This window comes from Pseudomonas sp. MWU347 (assembly GCF_017947305.1).
Lineage (GTDB): Bacteria > Pseudomonadota > Gammaproteobacteria > Pseudomonadales > Pseudomonadaceae > Aquipseudomonas > Aquipseudomonas putida_A.
Window position 1 is genome coordinate 123,651 of sequence record NZ_JAFGZB010000006.1, and the last position, 17,454, is coordinate 141,104.

General features: G+C 60.2%; 15 protein-coding genes. 11 read left to right on the top strand and 4 right to left on the bottom strand.

Annotated elements, in window-relative coordinates:
• Positions 1–22 precede the first annotated feature (22 nt).
• The 4 genes from KCG87_RS14785 to KCG87_RS14800 form a co-directional block, all read right to left on the bottom strand.
• Positions 23–763, bottom strand: coding sequence for a YciK family oxidoreductase (locus tag KCG87_RS14785; protein ID WP_210558213.1), 741 nt, complete (start codon positions 761–763; stop codon positions 23–25).
• A gap of 167 nt (positions 764–930) precedes the next feature.
• Entirely contained in the window at positions 931–1,602 is a 672-nt protein-coding gene (mupP, locus tag KCG87_RS14790) for an N-acetylmuramic acid 6-phosphate phosphatase MupP (RefSeq protein ID WP_003226921.1), read from the bottom strand.
• 4 nt (positions 1,603–1,606) lie between these two features.
• Positions 1,607–2,305, bottom strand: a complete 699-nt coding sequence (ubiG, locus tag KCG87_RS14795; RefSeq protein ID WP_096794918.1) for a bifunctional 2-polyprenyl-6-hydroxyphenol methylase/3-demethylubiquinol 3-O-methyltransferase UbiG — start codon at positions 2,303–2,305, stop codon at positions 1,607–1,609.
• 58 nt (positions 2,306–2,363) lie between these two features.
• The gene (locus tag KCG87_RS14800; RefSeq protein ID WP_007963617.1) at positions 2,364–3,698 is read right to left on the bottom strand and encodes a TRZ/ATZ family hydrolase; all 1,335 of its coding nucleotides are present in this window, start codon (positions 3,696–3,698) and stop codon (positions 2,364–2,366) included.
• Between the two features lie 108 nt (positions 3,699–3,806).
• Here KCG87_RS14800 and mtnA point away from each other — a divergent pair, with 108 nt between their 5' ends.
• The 11 genes from mtnA (at position 3,807) to KCG87_RS14855 (ending at position 17,429) form a co-directional block, all read left to right on the top strand.
• Positions 3,807–4,883, top strand: coding sequence for an S-methyl-5-thioribose-1-phosphate isomerase (gene mtnA, locus KCG87_RS14805; protein ID WP_096794920.1), 1,077 nt, complete (start codon positions 3,807–3,809; stop codon positions 4,881–4,883).
• Between the two features lie 426 nt (positions 4,884–5,309).
• Positions 5,310–7,964 carry a DNA gyrase subunit A gene (gene gyrA, locus KCG87_RS14810; protein ID WP_098964976.1) on the top strand — a complete coding sequence of 885 codons (2,655 nt, stop codon included), beginning with the start codon at positions 5,310–5,312 and terminating at the stop codon, positions 7,962–7,964.
• A 221-nt stretch (positions 7,965–8,185) separates the two neighbouring features.
• On the top strand, positions 8,186–9,271 hold the full coding sequence (gene serC, locus KCG87_RS14815; RefSeq protein WP_210558215.1) for a 3-phosphoserine/phosphohydroxythreonine transaminase: 1,086 nt from the start codon (positions 8,186–8,188) through the stop codon (positions 9,269–9,271).
• Positions 9,271–10,365 (top strand): prephenate dehydratase, encoded by a 1,095-nt coding sequence (gene pheA / locus KCG87_RS14820; RefSeq protein ID WP_003226907.1) that lies wholly within the window; start codon positions 9,271–9,273, stop codon positions 10,363–10,365. The genes serC and pheA overlap by 1 nt, the downstream gene beginning before the upstream one ends.
• A 13-nt stretch (positions 10,366–10,378) precedes the next feature.
• Complete coding sequence (gene hisC, locus KCG87_RS14825; protein ID WP_095137263.1) at positions 10,379–11,491, top strand: histidinol-phosphate transaminase; 1,113 nt, start codon at positions 10,379–10,381, stop codon at positions 11,489–11,491.
• 28 nt (positions 11,492–11,519) lie between these two features.
• Entirely contained in the window at positions 11,520–13,727 is a 2,208-nt protein-coding gene (locus KCG87_RS14830; protein ID WP_246881745.1) for a bifunctional prephenate dehydrogenase/3-phosphoshikimate 1-carboxyvinyltransferase, read from the top strand.
• Positions 13,724–14,413 (top strand): (d)CMP kinase, encoded by a 690-nt coding sequence (cmk, locus tag KCG87_RS14835; protein WP_015093983.1) that lies wholly within the window; start codon positions 13,724–13,726, stop codon positions 14,411–14,413. Before KCG87_RS14830 ends, cmk begins: the two co-directional genes overlap by 4 nt.
• A 119-nt stretch (positions 14,414–14,532) precedes the next feature.
• A complete protein-coding gene (gene rpsA, locus KCG87_RS14840) occupies positions 14,533–16,218 on the top strand; it encodes a 30S ribosomal protein S1 (protein ID WP_027612422.1) in 1,686 nt (561 codons plus the stop codon).
• 216 nt (positions 16,219–16,434) lie between these two features.
• Positions 16,435–16,713, top strand: a complete 279-nt coding sequence (locus KCG87_RS14845; protein ID WP_027612423.1) for a hypothetical protein — start codon at positions 16,435–16,437, stop codon at positions 16,711–16,713.
• Positions 16,714–16,865: 152 nt separating this feature from the next.
• Positions 16,866–17,162, top strand: a complete 297-nt coding sequence (ihfB, locus tag KCG87_RS14850; RefSeq protein ID WP_003189779.1) for an integration host factor subunit beta — start codon at positions 16,866–16,868, stop codon at positions 17,160–17,162.
• Between the two features lie 27 nt (positions 17,163–17,189).
• The gene (locus KCG87_RS14855; protein ID WP_210558217.1) at positions 17,190–17,429 is read left to right on the top strand and encodes a lipopolysaccharide assembly protein LapA domain-containing protein; all 240 of its coding nucleotides are present in this window, start codon (positions 17,190–17,192) and stop codon (positions 17,427–17,429) included.
• Positions 17,430–17,454 lie beyond the last annotated feature (25 nt).

Genomic DNA, 17,454 nt, shown 5'->3' on the forward strand with positions numbered 1-17,454 from the left:
CAACAAAAGCGACGTATGGCAGTTATTGCGCGTTGAATGCCTGGCCATTGATGCCGGCGCTGTCAGGACCCATCAGGTACAGGTACACCGGCATGATCTCTTCCGGGGTCGGATTGTTCATCGGGTTTTCTCCCGGATAGGCCTGTGCACGCATGCTGGTGCGCGTGCCGCCCGGGTTGATGCTGTTGGAGCGCACGGGTGCCACGCCATCGACTTCATCGGCCAGGGTTTGCATCAAGCCTTCGGTAGCGAACTTCGATACTCCGTAAGCGCCCCAGTAGGCCCGGCCCTTGCGCCCGACGCTGCTGGAGGTGAACACCACCGAGGCATCCTGCGACAGCTTGAGCAGCGGCAGCAGGGTGCTGGTCAGCATGAACATGGCATTGACGTTGACTTGCATGACACGCATGAAGTTTTCGCCCGACAGCTGCTCGATCGGCGTGCGCGGCCCGATGATCGAGGCGTTGTGCAGCAAGCCGTCGAGGTGGCCGAACTCGCTCTCGATCATTGCCGCCAGCTCATCGTATTGATGGGGCAGGGCGGTCTCGAGGTTGAACGGGATCACTGCCGGTTGTGGATGCCCCGCCGCTTCAATCTCGTCGTAGACCTGAGTCAGATTGGCTTCGGTCTTGCCCAGCAGCAGCACGGTGGCGCCGTGAGCGGCGTAGGTTTTCGCGGCGGCCGCACCGATGCCGCGACCGGCACCGGTGACCAGAATGACCCGATCCTTGAGCAATTCGGGACGGGCGGTGTAATCGAACATAAGAACCTCACAATCCATTCATGAAGACCTGCTTCCTTGTGGTGAGGGGATTTATCCCCGACCGGCTGCGAAGCAGTCGTAAACCTGCATATCGAATCGACCTGAAAGATTGCGGGGGCTGCTTCGCAACCCATCGGGGATGAATCCCCTCGCCACAAAGGCCGTTTTCAGCAGCTGCACAGCGCGCTGTCGAGCACCTTGCGCAACTCCAGCGGATGATCCACCACCACGTCCGCGCCCCAGTGCCGCGGGTTGTCGTCCGGGTGGATATAGCCGTAGGTCACGGCGCAGGTCTTGGTGCCGGCATCACGGCCCGACTCGATATCGCGCAGATCATCGCCCACAAACAAAACCGTCGACGGATCCAGATCAAGCATTTTGCACGCGAGGATCAGCGGCTCCGGGTCCGGCTTGCTGTTCTTCACGTGATCCGGGCAGATCAGCAGCGCCGAGCGCTCGGCCAGCCCCAGCTGTTGCATGATCGGCTCGGCGAACCGCACCGGTTTGTTGGTGACCACGCCCCAGATCAGGTTGGCCCGCTCGATGTCGGCCAGCAGCTCGCCCATGCCGTCGAACAGCTTGCTGTGTACCGCGCACCCGGCCAGATAACGCTCGAGGAATTCCTGACGCAGTTCCTCGAAGCCCGGCGATTCCGGGTCCATCGAGAACGTCACCGCGACCATCGCTTTGGCGCCGCCGGAGATTTCGTCGCGGATGTGCTTGTCGTTCATCGGCGGCAAGCCGCGATCCGCGCGCATCGCCTGACAGATGGCGATGAAGTCCGGCGCGGTGTCGAGCAGGGTGCCGTCCATATCGAAAAGGACTGCTCTGATGGCCATCGGCTTACTCCTCGCGCAGGGTCTGGATCATGTAGTTGACGTCAACGTCGCTGGCCAGCTTGTAGTGCTTGGTCAGCGGGTTGTAGGTCAGGCCGATGATGTCCTTGACGGTCAGGCCGGCGATGCGGCTCCAGGCGCCCAGCTCGGACGGGCGGATGAATTTCTTGAAGTCGTGGGTGCCGCGCGGCAACAGCTTCATGATGTATTCGGCGCCGATAATGGCGAACAGGTACGCCTTCGGGTTGCGGTTGATGGTCGAAAAGAACACCTGGCCGCCGGGCTTGACCATGCGGTAGCAGGCGCGGATCACCGAGGACGGGTCCGGTACGTGCTCAAGCATTTCCAGGCAAGTGACCACGTCGAACTGCTCGGGCATCTCTTCAGCCAGGGCTTCGGCGGTGATCTGCCGGTATTCGACGCTGACCCCGGACTCCAGCTGATGCAGTTGCGCGACCGCCAGTGGCGCTTCGCCCATGTCGATGCCCATGACAGTGGCGCCGCGCTGGGCCATGGCTTCGCTGAGGATGCCGCCGCCGCAACCGACGTCGAGAACTTTCTTGCCGGCCAGATTGACCCGCTCGTCAATCCAGTTGACGCGCAGCGGGTTGATGTCGTGCAGCGGTTTGAACTCGCTTTCACGGTCCCACCAGCGATGGGCCAGGGCTTCGAATTTGGCGATTTCGGCGTGGTCGACGTTGCTCATGATGTATTCCTCGAAAAACTTGAAAAGGGCTGTAGCCGCGGAGTCTGCTCCGCGGTGTTTACGATTCGGTGTGGCCGCTGATGCGCTGGCCCCAGGCCCGGGCGGTGGCGCCCAGCTGTTGTTCGTCCAGACGGGTCAGGCGCCGGTCGTCGAGTAACTGTTTGCCGGCGACCCACAGGTGTTTCACGCAGTCGCGGCCGGTGGCATAAATAAGCTGCGACACCGGGTCATAGACCGGTTGCTGAGCCAGGCCGGACAGGTCGAAAGCGACAATGTCCGCAGCCTTGCCGATCTCCAGCGAACCGACCTGCGCCTCGATGCCCAAGGCCCGTGCGCCGTTGAGCGTGGCCATGCGCAGCGCACGATGGGCGTCCAGCGCGGTGGCCGAGCCGGCGACGGCTTTGGCCAGCAGCGCGGCGGTGCGGGTTTCGCCGAGCAGGTCGAGGTCGTTGTTGCTCGCCGCGCCATCGGTGCCGACGGCGACGTTCACGCCAGCCTGCCACAGGCGCTCCACCGGGCAGAACCCGCTGGCCAGCTTCAGATTCGATTCCGGGCAGTGGATCACGCTGGTGTTGCTTTCTACCAGCAATGCCAGATCGTCATCGCTGATCTGGGTCATGTGCACCGCCTGGAAGCGCGGGCCCAGCAGGCCGAGACGACCGAGGCGGGCCAGTGGCCGCTCGCCGCGATGCTCCAGCGATTGCTGGACTTCGAAGGCGGTCTCGTGGACGTGCATGTGGATCGACGCGTCCAGCTCTTCGGCGATCACGCGGATTTTCTCCAGGTTCTCGTCGCCCACGGTGTAGGGTGCATGAGGGCCGAAAGTGATCTTGATCCGTTCGTGATGCTTCAGATCGCCGAACAGCTCGACGCCCTGACGAATCGCCTCATCGGCGCTGCTGGCGCCGGGGATCGGGAAATCGAGGATCGGAATCGCGATCTGCGCGCGAATGCCGCTGTTATGCACGCGCTCACTGGCGACCTTCGGGAAGAAATACATGTCCGAGAAACAGCTGATGCCGCCCTTGATCTGCTCGGCAATCGCCAAGTCAGTGCCATCACGGACGAACTCTTCATCGACCCATTTGGCTTCGGCCGGCCAGATGTGGTTTTCCAGCCAGGTCATCAGCGGCAGATCGTCGGCCAGGCCACGGAACAGGGTCATCGCCGCGTGCCCGTGAGCGTTGATCAGGCCTGGGGCGAGCAGCACGTCCGGCAATTCGCGGACTTCAGTGGCGTTACACTTCAATGCTTCGGCGCGCGGGCCGATAAACACGATGCGACCGTCGCGAATGCCCAGGCCATGCTCCTTGAGCACAACGCCTGCGGGTTCGACGGGTACCAGCCAGGTCGGCAGCAATAATAAGTCGAGCGCAATGGCAGGTTTCGGCATCGAGGGTCGGTTCCAGTGCTTTTGTAAAGGATGGCGAAGTATACCCGAGCGTCTTCGCGGGGGGATCGCTATAATCGGCGGCTTTTGTTCATGAGTGCGGGGTGAGGGATGCGCGATCGACTGTTGGCTGCGGAGAAAGTAAAGGCCATCGATTGGCGAGATGGCGCGCTCCACCTGCTGGATCAGCGTATTTTGCCGTTCGAGGAAACCTGGATTGCCTACACCAGCGCTGCCGGTGTGGCTGAGGCGATTCGTTCGATGGTGGTGCGTGGCGCACCGGCCATCGGCATCAGCGCGGCCTATGGCATTGTGCTGGCGGCCCGCGCTCGCGTGGCTGAAGGCGGCGACTGGTACGCGGCGCTGGAAGAGGATTTCGCCCTGCTGGCGGATTCCCGCCCGACGGCGGTCAACCTGTTCTGGGCGTTGAATCGCATGCACGATCGGCTCGATCGTCTGAAGGACAATGCCGATCCGCTGGTGGCGCTGGAAGCCGAAGCCATTGCCATTCATGAAAGCGACCGCGAAGCCAACCTGACCATGGCCCAGCTCGGCGTCGATCTGATCCGCAAGCATCAGGGCAATGCCCAGGCGATCCTGACCCACTGCAATACCGGCGCCCTTGCGACCGGCGGTTTCGGTACCGCGCTGGGGGTGATTCGTGCGGCGTATCTGGAAGGCATGGTCGAGCGGGTGTATGCCGATGAAACCCGGCCATGGCTGCAGGGTTCGCGCCTGACCGCGTGGGAGCTGGCGAACGAAGGCATCCCGGTGACGCTGAATGCCGATTCGGCTGCTGCGCACATCATGAAAACCAAGGGCGTGACTTGGGTGATCGTCGGGGCTGACCGCATCACTGCCAATGGCGACGTGGCGAACAAGATCGGCACCTATCAACTGGCGGTCAACGCCATGCACCACGGCGTGCGTTTCATGGTGGTGGCGCCGAGTTCGACCATCGACATGCATCTGGCCAGTGGCGACGACATCCCGATCGAGGAGCGTGACGGCGCCGAGCTGCTGGAGGTCGGTGGCAAGCGCGTGGGGGCGGACGTCGAGGCGTTCAACCCGGTGTTTGACGTGACGCCGGCGGATCTGATCGATGCGATCGTTACCGAGAAGGGCATCGTCGAGCGGCCGGATACGGCGAAAATGGCTCAGTTGATGTGCCGCAAGCGCCTGCATTGATGGGCTGTGGCGTCTGAAAGGACGCCATCGCCAGCAGGCTGGCTCCTACATTGATTGGTGTCGAACGCAAACCCTGTAGGAGTGAGCCTGCTCGCGATGGGGCCATCAAAGTCAATAAACATCTCCAAATCAAAGCCCAAATCTGCATTCAAAGAAGCTCTGAGCCTCTCTCGTCCCCTTTACGCCTGTCATCGGTCAACTAACTATGCTCCATGCGCATCTGGGGGATAGGTGCGTGGCGGCTCTTGTGATAACATCCGGCGTTTTCCGAGGCAGCTTCACGGAGCTGTCTTTACTGCGCAAATCCACGGTCCGAATTGTTGATTTGTCGTAAGTCGGCGCATGGCACTCAGCCTGCCCCGACGAGCTTCGTACATCCCATATGGATATGACGAAGTTTCACCAGAAAAAGGAATCAGGCTTCTCATGGGCGAACTGGCCAAAGAAATCCTCCCGGTCAATATCGAAGACGAGCTGAAACAGTCCTACCTCGACTACGCGATGAGCGTAATCGTCGGCCGTGCACTGCCGGATGCGCGCGATGGCCTCAAGCCCGTGCACCGTCGCGTACTGTTCGCGATGAGCGAGCTGGGCAACGACTTCAACAAGCCGTACAAGAAATCTGCCCGTGTTGTCGGTGACGTGATCGGTAAGTATCACCCGCACGGTGATACCGCGGTGTACGACACCATCGTCCGCATGGCTCAGCCTTTCTCCCTGCGCTACCTGCTGGTTGACGGTCAGGGCAACTTCGGTTCGGTCGACGGCGACAACGCCGCGGCCATGCGATACACCGAAGTGCGCATGACCAAGCTGGCGCACGAGCTGCTGGCCGACCTGCATAAAGAAACCGTGGACTGGGTGCCGAACTACGACGGCACCGAAATGATCCCGGCGGTGATGCCGACGCGCATCCCGAACCTGCTGGTCAACGGTTCCAGCGGTATCGCCGTGGGCATGGCGACCAATATTCCGCCGCACAACCTCGGTGAAGTCATCGACGGTTGCCTGGCCCTCATCGACAACCCAGAGCTGACCGTCGATGAGCTGATGCAATACATCCCCGGTCCGGACTTCCCGACGGCCGCGATCATCAACGGTCGTGCCGGCATCATCGAAGCCTACCGCACCGGTCGCGGCCGCATTTACATGCGTGCCCGTTCGATCATCGAGGACATCGACAAGGTCGGCGGCCGTCAGCAGATCGTCATCACCGAACTCCCGTATCAGCTGAACAAGGCGCGTCTGATCGAGAAGATCGCCGAGCTGGTCAAAGAGAAGAAGCTTGAAGGCATCACCGAGCTGCGCGACGAGTCCGACAAGGACGGTATGCGCGTCGTGATCGAACTGCGTCGCGGCGAAGTGCCTGAGGTGATCCTCAACAACCTCTACGCCCAGACCCAGCTGCAATCGGTATTCGGCATCAACATCGTCGCGCTGATCGACGGCCGTCCGCGCATCCTGAACCTCAAGGATCTGCTGGAAGCCTTCGTCCGTCACCGTCGCGAAGTGGTCACCCGTCGTACCGTATTCGAACTGCGCAAGGCCCGCGAGCGTGGTCACATCCTTGAAGGTCAGGCCGTTGCCCTGTCGAACATCGACCCGGTGATCGCCCTGATCAAGGCCTCGCCGACCCCGTCGGAAGCCAAGGAAGCGCTGGTCAGCACCCCTTGGGAATCCTCGGCGGTGGTGGCGATGGTGGAGCGTGCCGGTGCCGATTCGTGCCGTCCGGAGAACCTCGATCCGCAATACGGTCTGCGTGAAGGCAAGTACTTCCTGTCGCCAGAGCAGGCGCAAGCCATTCTGGAACTGCGTCTGCACCGTCTGACCGGTCTGGAACACGAGAAGCTGCTGGCCGAGTATCAAGAGATTCTCAACCAGATCGGCGAGCTGATCCGCATCCTCAACAGCGCCGTGCGCCTGATGGAAGTGATCCGCGAAGAGCTGGAAGTGATCCGCGCCGAATACGGCGACGTGCGTCGCACCGAGATTCTCGATGCGCGTCTCGATCTGACCCTGGGTGACATGATCCCGGAAGAAGAGCGCGTTGTGACCATCTCCCACGGTGGCTACGCCAAGACTCAGCCACTGGCTGCGTACCAGGCTCAGCGTCGTGGCGGCAAAGGCAAATCGGCGACCGGCGTCAAGGATGAGGACTACATCGCTCACCTGCTGGTGGCCAACAGTCACACCACCCTCCTGCTGTTCTCCAGCAAGGGCAAGGTCTACTGGCTGAAGACTTACGAAATTCCGGAAGCATCCCGCGCCGCCCGTGGTCGTCCGCTGGTCAACCTGCTGCCGCTGGATGACGGTGAATACATCACCACCATGCTGCCGGTCGAGGAATACACCGAAGGTCACTACATCTTCATGGCGACCGCCAACGGCACCGTCAAGAAGACCCCGCTGGAATCCTTCAGCCGTCAGCGCAGCGTCGGTCTGATCGCGCTGGAGCTGGACGAAGGCGACGTGCTGATCTCCGCAGCCATCACCGATGGCGAGCGTGAAGTGATGCTGTTCTCCGATGGCGGCAAGGTAACGCGCTTCAAAGAGTCCGACGTGCGTGCCATGGGCCGTACTGCCCGCGGTGTACGCGGCATGCGTCTGCCGGAAGGGCAGAAGCTGATTTCGATGCTGATCCCGGAAGAAGGTAGCCAGATTCTCACCGCTTCCGAGCGTGGTTATGGCAAGCGTACCGCGATCACCGAGTTCCCTGAGTACAAGCGTGGCGGCCAGGGCGTGATCGCCATGGTCAGCAACGAGCGTAACGGCCGTCTGGTCGGTGCGGTTCAGGTGCTCGACGGCGAAGAAATCATGCTGATCTCCGATCAGGGCACCTTGGTACGTACCCGTGTCGACGAAGTGTCGAGCCTGGGCCGTAACACCCAGGGCGTGACCTTGATCAAACTGGCCAAGGACGAAACCCTGGTTGGTCTGGAGCGGGTTCAGGAGCCGTCGGAAGTCGAAGGCGAAGAGCTTGAAGGTGAAGAGGGTGCCGGGTTCGAGGGGGATGTCGTGATCGACGACGTTGCCGAGGACCAGCAACTCGACGCCGCAGCTGACGAAGAGCCGCAGGAATAAGCGGACAAGCGAGGGGGCGGATGAAAATTCGCCCCCTTGTTATTTGTCCGGTATGAAATATCGGCGCCCATGACGAACCCTGTGGGAGCGAGCTTGCTCGCGAAAGCGGAGCAACAGGCGACATCGTTGTTGAATGTCAGTCCGCCTTCGCGAGCAAGCTCGCTCCCACAGGATCGGCGCCGACTGATATGTGATACCACCAAATCAGAGCGAGATTGGATGTGAGCAAGCGAGCCTATAACTTCTGTGCCGGTCCTGCGGCGCTTCCTGAAGCTGTCCTGCAACGTGCCCAGGGTGAACTCCTTGATTGGCATGGCAAGGGTCTGTCGGTCATGGAAATGAGCCATCGCAGCGATGAGTTCGTGTCCATTGCTACCCAGGCCGAGCAGGACCTGCGTGACCTGCTGAATATCCCGTCGAACTATAAAGTGCTGTTTCTGCAAGGCGGCGCCAGCCAGCAGTTTGCGCAGATTCCGCTGAACCTGTTGCCTGAAGGCGGCAGCGCCGACTATATCGACACCGGTATCTGGTCGCAGAAAGCCATCGAAGAAGCCTCGCGCTACGGCCACGTCAACGTTGCCGCCACCGCCAAGCCTTACGACTATTTCGCCATTCCGGCCCAGAACGAGTGGAATCTGTCGAAAGACGCCGCTTACGTTCACTACGCGCCGAACGAAACCATCGGCGGTCTGGAATTCCAGTGGATCCCGGAAACCGGTGATGTGCCGTTGGTCGCCGACATGTCTTCGGACATCCTCTCGCGTCCGGTCGACATCTCGCGTTTCGGCATGATCTACGCCGGCGCACAGAAGAACATCGGCCCGAGCGGTATTGTCGTCAACATCATTCGCGAAGACCTGCTGGGCAGGGCTCGCGCGCTGTGCCCGACCATGCTCGACTACAAGGTCGCGGCCGACAACGGTTCGATGTACAACACGCCGCCGACCCTGGCCTGGTACTTGTCCGGTCTAGTGTTCCAGTGGCTGAAAGAGCAGGGCGGCGTTGAAGCGATCGCCAAACTGAATGACGTCAAGCAGCGCACGCTGTATGACTTCATCGACGCCAGCGGCCTCTACAGCAACCCGATCAACAAGTCGGACCGCTCGTGGATGAACGTGCCATTCCGTCTGGCTGACGATCGCCTGGACAAGCCGTTCCTCGCCGGTGCTGACGAACGCGGTCTGCTCAACCTCAAGGGCCACCGCTCCGTGGGCGGCATGCGCGCCTCCATCTACAACGCCGTCGACATCAACGCCGTCAACGCGCTGGTGGCGTACATGGCTGAATTCGAGAAGGAACACGGCTGATGTCCGAGCAAGAACTCAAGGCACTGCGCGTTCGCATCGACGCTCTGGACAGCAAAGTCCTCGAGCTGATCAGCGAACGCGCCCGCTGCGCCCAGGAAGTTGCGCGAGTAAAGATGGCCTCGCTGGCCGAAGGCGAAGTGCCGGTGTTCTATCGTCCCGAGCGTGAAGCTCAGGTGCTCAAGCGAGTGATGGAGCGCAATCAGGGGCCGCTGGGCAACGAAGAGATGGCGCGGTTGTTCCGCGAAATCATGTCTTCGTGCCTGGCGCTCGAGCAGCCGCTGAAAGTGGCTTATCTCGGCCCTGAGGGCACCTTCACCCAGGCGGCGGCCATGAAGCACTTCGGTCACGCGGTGATCAGCAAGCCGATGGCGGCGATCGATGAGGTATTCCGTGAAGTGGCTGCGGGTGCGGTGAACTTCGGCGTGGTGCCGGTGGAGAACTCCACCGAAGGCGCGGTCAACCACACCCTCGACAGTTTCCTCGAGCACGACATGGTGATCTGCGGTGAAGTCGAGCTGCGCATTCACCATCACTTGTTGGTCGGCGAAAACACCAAGACCGACAGCATCAGCCGCATCTACTCCCACGCGCAGTCGCTGGCCCAGTGCCGCAAGTGGCTGGACGCGCATTATCCGAATGTCGAGCGCGTGGCGGTGTCGAGCAATGCCGAAGCGGCGAAGCGGGTCAAGGGTGAGTGGAATTCGGCAGCGATTGCCGGTGACATGGCCGCAGGCTTGTACGGCCTGACACGTCTGGCCGAGAAGATCGAAGACCGTCCGGACAACTCGACGCGCTTCCTGATGATCGGTAACCAGGAAGTGCCGCCGACCGGCGACGACAAGACTTCGATCATCGTCTCGATGAGCAACAAGCCTGGCGCGCTTCACGAGCTGCTGGTGCCGTTCCATGACAACGGGATCGACCTGACCCGGATCGAAACCCGTCCGTCGCGCAGCGGCAAATGGACCTACGTGTTCTTCATCGACTTTGTCGGCCATCACCGTGATCCGCTGATCAAAGGTGTGTTGGAAAAGATCAGTCAGGAAGCAGTAGCACTCAAAGTGCTGGGTTCCTACCCGAAAGCAGTTCTCTAAGGGGCGGTAGCAAATGAGTGGCAACTTCCTCGCTCTGGCACAGCCGGGCGTGCAACAACTTTCGCCGTACGTTCCGGGCAAGCCTGTGGACGAACTGGCGCGCGAGCTGGATCTGGATCCGGCGAAAATCGTCAAACTGGCAAGCAACGAAAATCCGCTGGGCGCCAGTCCGAAAGCCTTGGCGGCGATCCGCGAAGAACTGGCCGAGCTGACCCGCTATCCGGACGGCAACGGCTTCGCGCTGAAATCGCTGTTGGCCGAGCAGTGCCGCGTCGAGCTGAACCAGGTGACCCTGGGCAACGGCTCCAACGACATTCTCGAGCTGGTGGCGCGCGCCTATCTGGCGCCGGGCCTGAACGCCGTGTTCAGTGAGCACGCGTTCGCTGTCTACCCGATCGCCACCCAGGCTGTCGGTGCGCAGGCCAAAGTGGTTCCGGCCAAAGACTGGGGGCATGACCTGCCTGCGATGCTTGCGGCCATCGACGCCAATACCCGCGTGGTATTCATCGCCAATCCGAACAACCCGACCGGTACCTGGTTCGGCGCCGAAGCGCTGGACGAGTTTCTGCAGGATGTGCCGGAGCACGTCCTGGTGGTGCTGGACGAGGCGTACATCGAATACGCCGAAGGCAGTGATCTGCCGGACGGTCTGGACTTCCTCGCGGCGTACCCGAATCTGCTGGTATCGCGCACGTTCTCCAAGGCCTACGGTCTGGCGGCGCTGCGCGTCGGTTATGGCCTGTCCACTGCGGTAGTAGCGGACGTGCTGAACCGCGTGCGCCAGCCGTTCAACGTCAACAGCCTGGCCTTGGCCGCGGCCTGTGCGGCGCTGAAAGACGAAGAGTATCTGGCGCAAAGCCGTCAGCTCAACGAATCCGGCATGCAACAATTGCAGGCGGGGTTCCGTGAGTTGGGTCTGAGCTGGATCGAGTCCAAAGGCAACTTCATCTGCGTCGATCTCGGTCAGGTTGCTGCGCCGATATTCCAGGGGCTGCTGCGTGAAGGTGTGATCGTGCGTCCGGTGGCCAATTACGGCATGCCGAACCATCTGCGAGTGACCATCGGTCTGCCGGCGGAAAACAGCCGCTTCCTCGAAGCGCTGCGCAAGGTTCTGGCTCGTGGGTGATGTCACTGCTCTGCAATCTGCTGCACCTATGATCGGTCGCCTTGTAGTGGTCGGTCTGGGCTTGATCGGTGGTTCGTTTGCCAAGGGCTTGCGTGATAGCGGTCTCTGCCGCGAGGTGGTCGGGGTCGATCTCGACCCGCAATCGCGCAAGCTGGCGGTCGAGTTGGGTGTGGTGGATCGTTGTGAAGATGATCTGATCGCTGCGTGTCAGGGCGCCGACGTGATTCAGCTGGCGGTGCCGATTCTGGCCATGGAGAAAGTCCTGGCTCGTCTGGCGAGTGTTGATCTGGGGCAGGCGATTCTGACCGATGTCGGCAGCGCCAAGGGCAATGTGGTGCGCGCGGCGACCGAGGCGTTTGGTGGTATGCCAGCGCGCTTCGTGCCGGGCCATCCGATTGCCGGCTCCGAGCAGAGCGGGGTGGAAGCCTCCAACTCTGAGCTGTTCCGTCGGCACAAGGTGATCCTGACGCCGCTCGAGCAGACCGACCCGGCCGCACTGGCGGTGGTTGATCGGTTGTGGCGCGAACTGGGTGCCGACGTCGAGCACATGCAGGTCGAGCGCCACGATGAAGTGCTGGCCGCGACCAGTCATCTGCCGCACCTGCTGGCCTTCGGTCTGGTCGACTCGTTGGCCAAACGCAATGAAAACCTTGAGATCTTCCGTTACGCTGCGGGCGGTTTCCGCGATTTCACAAGAATCGCCGGAAGCGACCCGGTGATGTGGCACGACATCTTCCTCGCCAACCGCGAGGCTGTCCTGCGCACACTCGATACATTTCGCAGCGACCTCGACGCCTTGCGCGACGCGGTCGATGCAGGGGATGGGCATCAATTGTTGGGCGTCTTCACGCGCGCCCGGGTTGCCCGCGAGCATTTCAGTAAAATCCTGGCCCGCAGGGCCTATGTGGACGCTATGAATTCCAACGATCTGATTTTCCTGGCTCAACCTGGTGGCCGCCTGTCCGGTCGGATTCGCGTACCAGGTGACAAATCGATTTCCCACCGCTCGATCATGCTCGGCTCGCTGGCCGAAGGCGTGACCGAGGTTGAAGGTTTCCTCGAGGGCGAAGATGCCCTGGCGACCTTGCAGGCATTTCGCGACATGGGCGTGGTCATCGAAGGCCCGCACCACGGTCGTGTGACCATTCACGGCGTCGGCCTGCACGGTCTGAAGCCAGCGCCGGGTCCGATCTATCTGGGCAACTCAGGCACCTCGATGCGTCTGCTGTCCGGCCTGCTGGCGGCGCAGAACTTCGACAGCACCCTGACCGGCGACGCATCGCTGTCCAAGCGTCCGATGAATCGTGTGGCCAATCCGCTGCGTGAAATGGGCGCCGTGATCGAAACCGCTGCCGAAGGTCGTCCGCCGATGACCATTCGTGGCGGGCACAAACTCAAGGGTCTGACCTACACCATGCCGATGGCCAGTGCTCAGGTGAAGTCCTGCCTGCTGCTGGCGGGTCTGTACGCCGAAGGCAAGACCACCGTGACCGAGCCGGCGCCGACCCGTGACCATACCGAGCGCATGCTGCGCGGTTTTGGCTACCCGGTAAGCGTCGATGGCGCCACCGCGTCGGTCGAGTCCGGCGGCAAGCTGACGGCGACCCACATTGAAGTGCCGGGCGACATCTCGTCGTCGGCGTTCTTCCTGGTGGCTGCGTCGATCGCCGAAGGTTCCGAGCTGGTGCTGGAGCATGTTGGCATCAACCCGACCCGTACCGGCGTCATCGACATCCTGCGTCTGATGGGCGCAGACATCACCCTGGAAAACCAGCGTGAAGTTGGCGGCGAGCCAGTGGCTGACCTGCGTGTGCGCGCTGCTAAACTCAAGGGTATCGAGATTCCGGAAGCGTTGGTGCCACTGGCCATCGACGAATTCCCGGTGCTGTTCGTGGCGGCGGCCTGTGCCGAAGGTCGTACCGTGTTGACCGGTGCTGAAGAGCTGCGCGTCAAGGAGTCGGATCGCATTCAAGTCATGGCGGACGGCTTGCTGGCGCTGGGCGTCAAGTGCCAGCCGACTCCGGACGGCATCATCATTGATGGCGGCCAGATCGGTGGCGGCGAAGTGCATGGTCACGGTGATCACCGTATCGCCATGGCTTTCAGCGTCGCTTCGCTGCGCGCCACTGCGCCGATCCGTATCCATGATTGCGCCAACGTCGCGACGTCGTTCCCGAACTTCCTCGCGCTGTGCGCGCAGGTCGGCATTCGCGTGGCTCAAGAGGCTCAGTCGTGAAAAACATTGCACCGGTCATCACCATCGATGGGCCAAGCGGTTCGGGCAAGGGCACGGTCGCCGGGATCCTGGCCAAGCGTCTGGGCTGGAATCTGCTGGATTCCGGTGCGCTGTATCGCCTGCTGGCGTTCGCTGCGCACAACCATGGTGTCGACCTGACCAATGAAGAGCTGCTGAAGAAACTCGCCGCTCATCTGGATGTGCAGTTCATCGCGGCGACCGACGGTCAGCTGCAGCGCATCATTCTGGAAGGCGATGAAGTCAGCGACGTCATCCGTACTGAAAGCGTCGGTTCCGGTGCTTCTCAGGTGGCCGCATTGCCGGCGGTACGCGAGGCGCTGCTGCAGCGCCAGCGTGCTTTCCAGGAAGCGCCGGGCCTGGTGGCCGACGGTCGCGACATGGGCACAGTGGTTTTTCCGGATGCGCCGCTGAAGATTTTCCTCACTGCCAGTGCCGAGGAACGGGCGCGCCGCCGATATTTGCAGTTGAAGGGCAAAGTCGAGGGTGTTAGTCTGTCGAGTCTGCTAGATGAGATCCGTGCACGCGACGAGCGTGATACCCAGCGCGCAGTAGCCCCGCTCAAGCCGGCGGCTGATGCGATACAGCTGGATTCCACGGAGTTGTCCATCGATCAGGTGCTTGAACGCATCATGAGCGAGATCGCCATTCGCGATATCGCCGGGTGACCAAGAAGGTCGCAGGGGACCAGTCATAGTCCTGCGGCGCTTCTTTTAAATGAAACTAACCCACACCGTCTGGGGTGTGGAGATGGGCGTATTCTTCGCCCTCATCTACAGGAATTAAAATGAGCGAAAGCTTTGCGGAACTCTTTGAAGAAAGCCTAAAGACCCTGAACCTTCAGGCAGGCTCCATCATCACCGGTGTTATCGTTGATATCGATTACCAGGCTCGCTGGGTAACCGTTCACGCTGGCCTGAAGTCTGAAGCACTCATCCCGCTGGAACAGTTCTACAACGATGCTGGTGACCTGACTATCAATGTCGGTGACGAAGTTCACGTTGCTCTGGATTCGGTTGAAGACGGTTTCGGTGAAACCAAGCTGTCCCGTGAAAAAGCCAAGCGCGCTGAATGCTGGATCGTTCTGGAAGCAGCCTTCGCAGCTGAGGAAGTGGTCAAGGGCGTTATCAACGGTAAGGTTAAAGGCGGCTTCACTGTCGACGTTAACGGCATCCGTGCGTTCCTGCCAGGTTCCCTGGTTGACGTCCGTCCAGTGCGCGACACCACGCACCTGGAAGGCAAAGAGCTGGAATTCAAGGTCATCAAGCTGGACCAGAAGCGCAACAACGTTGTCGTTTCCCGTCGCAGCGTCCTGGAAGCCGAGAACTCCGCCGAGCGTGAAGCTCTGCTGGAATCCCTGCAGGAAGGCCAGCAAGTCAAAGGTATCGTCAAAAACCTCACCGATTACGGCGCATTCGTCGATCTGGGTGGCGTGGACGGCCTGCTGCACATCACCGACATGGCGTGGAAGCGTATCAAGCATCCTTCCGAAATCGTCAACGTTGGTGACGAAATCGACGTCAAGGTTCTGAAATACGATCGCGAACGCAACCGTGTTTCCCTGGGCCTGAAGCAACTGGGCGAAGATCCATGGGTTGCTATCAAAGCCCGTTACCCAGAAGGCACTCGCGTTACCGCTCGTGTAACCAACCTGACCGACTACGGCTGCTTCGCTGAGCTGGAAGAAGGCGTTGAAGGTCTGGTACACGTTTCGGAAATGGACTGGACCAACAAGAACATCCACCCTTCGAAAGTCGTACAAGTCGGCGACGAAGTGGAAGTCATGGTTCTGGACATCGACGAAGAGCGTCGTCGTATCTCCCTGGGCATCAAGCAGTGCAAGTCGAACCCATGGGAAGACTTCTCTGGCCAGTTCAACAAGGGCGACAAGATCTCCGGCACCATCAAGTCGATCACTGATTTCGGTATCTTCATTGGTCTGGACGGCGGCATCGACGGTCTGGTTCACCTGTCCGACATCTCCTGGAACGAAGTGGGCGAAGAAGCCGTACGTCGTTTCAAGAAGGGCGACGAGCTGGACACCGTCATCCTGTCGGTTGACCCAGAGCGCGAGCGCATCTCCCTGGGCATCAAGCAACTGGAAAGCGATCCGTTCTCCGAGTACGTCTCGGTTAACGACAAGGGCGCTATCGTGACCGGTACCGTGAAAGAAGTTGACGCCAAAGGCGCCATCATCGTTCTGGCCGACGACATCGAAGCAACCCTGAAAGCCTCTGAAATCAGCCGTGACCGCGTTGAAGACGCGCGCAACGTTCTGAAAGAAGGCCAGGAAGTTGAAGCCAAGATCATCAGCGTTGATCGCAAGAGCCGCGTAATCCAGCTCTCGATCAAGTCGAAAGACGATGCTGAAGAGAAAGAAGCCATCCAGAGCCTGAAAGCAGCTCCGGAAGGTGAAGCAGCTGACACCACTATGGCGGCACTGCTGCGTCAAGCAATGGCCAAACAGAACTAAGTTCTGCTTGATCATGAAAAAGGGCGACTTCGGTCGCCCTTTTTTGTGCCTGCGATTTGGTGGCGGTGCGCGCCGCGGTTTGCGTGTATCGAGGCTACGGTGAAACCAATCACTTCAGCGGGTTGTCTGTTTCTTTAATCGGATCAATCGCCTATTCGCGACTAAGCTGGGTATTAGTCGTGCAGTAGTCGGGCGTTGCCTGGCATAAGGAAGTGGATGAACAGATTTATTGTCTTGATTGCGGTGTTGGTACTGGCTGGCTGCACCACAAGTGCCAAAACGCATGCTGTGCGTGGCGTCAGCGGTATCGAGATCGACTGCTCTGGTCTGGGTTCGGGGTGGGAGAAATGCCAAAAGCGCGCAGCGAAGGAGTGCAAGGGCGCGGGTTACAGGGTAATCACCCGATCTGATCAGGCCAAGGATGAAGATGAATATCCGTTTGGCTTCAATCCCGCAGGCTACGTCACTCGAACCATGCTGGTCATGTGCCGTTGAGTGTGTACTGCATCGGCTTGTGCTTTTGTGCACTGAAAACAGGCGTTTCAGCGCCAAGGAAGATATGTCAATCCCTGGGCTGTTCAAAATCTTCCGGGCGTGCTAAAACCTTTCAAGCGCTGATCTAGCTGCTTGAAAAAGAAGGGAAAAATATGACGAAGTCGGAGTTGATCGAACGAATTGTCACCCATCAAGGGCTACTCTCATCCAAAGATGTGGAGCTGGCCATCAAGACCATGCTTGAACAAATGTCCCAATGCCTGGCTACCGGTGATCGCATCGAGATCCGTGGGTTTGGCAGCTTTTCTCTGCACTATCGTGCGCCGCGCGTCGGTCGCAATCCGAAGACCGGTCAGTCGGTCAGTCTTGACGGCAAGTTCGTTCCGCATTTCAAGCCGGGCAAGGAATTGCGTGACCGGGTGAATGAGGAAGAGGAGGAGGGGGTTTGACAGTCGCTATTTTTCAAGGAGTTACTCATGCGTAACCTCAAGCGCATACTTCTTGGCGTTTTCATTTTATTGTTGGTGTTGGTAATTCTGGTGTTTGTGCTCGAGAACCAGCAGTCGGTTTCGCTTTTGTTTATGGGTTTTTCGGGCCCGCAGTTGCCCGTGTCGGTTGTTGCTGTGTTGGCATTGCTGATCGGCATGATGATTGGTCCTGTATTGGGCTGGTTTCTGGGGCGTTCGTCCAGGGCAGTGCGCAAGCGTCTTGTCTAAGCGCGACGGTCGCAAGGAATCCGTC